This window comes from Sphaerisporangium melleum, from assembly GCF_014646695.1.
Lineage (GTDB): Bacteria > Actinomycetota > Actinomycetes > Streptosporangiales > Streptosporangiaceae > Sphaerisporangium > Sphaerisporangium melleum.
On record NZ_BMNT01000067.1, the window covers coordinates 12,496 to 14,048 of the forward strand.

The 1,553-nt window shown below is 70.4% G+C and carries 1 protein-coding gene; it reads right to left on the minus strand.

Going from position 1 to position 1,553, the window contains the following annotated elements:
- A partial coding sequence (locus tag IEY93_RS35670) for a valine--tRNA ligase (protein WP_229691749.1) occupies positions 1-1,553 on the minus strand: 1,553 nt, incomplete at both ends.

The following is a 1,553-nucleotide window of genomic DNA, read 5'->3' on the forward strand; positions in this document are numbered from 1 at the left end:
GCCCAGTCTTCGCTCACCGCGACGTCCGAGCCGGGGCCCGCGCCGCGCAGCAGGGTGAACCGCGTGGCGTCCGCGCCGTACCGGTCGATCCAGTCGAGCGGATCGATGACGTTGCCCGACGACTTCGACATCTTCTTGCCGAACTGGTCACGGACGATGCCGTGCAGGGCGACCGTGCGGAACGGCGGCACGCCGTCCATGGCGTACAGCCCGAACATCATCATGCGGGCGACCCAGAAGAACAGGATGTCGTACCCCGTGACCAGCACCGTGGTCGGGTAGAAGCGCTCGAGGTCGGCGGTGCGGTCGGGCCAGCCGAGGGTGGAGATCGGCCACAGGCCCGAGGAGAACCAGGTGTCCAGGACGTCGGAGTCCTGGACGTAGCCGGCCGGAGGCTCCTCGTCGGGGCCGACGCAGACCACCTGGCCCTCGGGGCCGTACCAGACCGGGATGCGGTGGCCCCACCACAGCTGGCGGGAGATGCACCAGTCGTGCATGTCGTCCACCCAGTCGAAGTAGCGCTTGGCGAGCTCCGGCGGGTGGATGCGGGTGCGGCCGTCGCGCACGGCGTCCCCCGCGGCCTTGGCCAGCGGCTGGACGTTGACGAACCACTGCAGCGACAGCCTCGGCTCCACCACGGTCTTGCAGCGCGAGCAGTGACCGACGGCGTGCACGTAAGGACGCTTCTCGGCCACGATGCGGCCCTCGGCGCGCAGCGCGGCGACGACCGCGGGCCTGGCCTCGAACCGGTCGAGCCCTTCGAACGGGCCGTGCGCGGTGATGACGCCGCGTTCGTCCATGACCGTGATCGACGGCAGCCCGTGCCGGCGGCCGATCTCGAAGTCGTTCGGATCGTGCGCCGGTGTCACCTTGACGGCGCCGGTGCCGAAGGCCGGGTCGACGTGCTCGTCGGCGACGATCGGGATCACGCGGCCGGTGAGCGGGACCTCGACGGTGGTGCCGACCAGGTGCGCGTAGCGTTCGTCGCCGGGGTGGACCGCGATGGCGGTGTCGCCCAGCATCGTCTCGGCGCGGGTGGTGGCCACCACGATCGCCCCGGCGCCCTCGCCGTAGCGGATGGAGACGAGCTCGCCCTCGTCGTCGCTGTGATCGACCTCGATGTCGGACAGAGCGGTCAGGCAGCGCGGGCACCAGTTGATGATGCGCTCGGCACGGTAGATCAGCTCGTCGTCGAACAGCCGCTTGAAGATGGTCTGGACGGCGCGGGAAAGCCCTTCGTCCATCGTGAAGCGCTCGCGCCTCCAGTCGACGCTGTCGCCGAGCTTCTTCATCTGGCCGAGGATGCGGCCGCCGGACTCTTCCTTCCACTGCCAGACGCGCTCGACGAACGCCTCGCGCCCGAGGTCGTGGCGGGACAGGCCCTGCTTGGCCAGCTCACGCTCGACGACGTTCTGGGTGGCGATGCCGGCGTGGTCCATGCCGGGGAGCCACAGCGCCTCATGGCCGCGCATGCGTGCCCGCCGGGTCAGGGCGTCCTGGATGGAGTGGTCGAGGGCGTGGCCGACGTGCAGGACGCCGGTGACGTTGGGCGG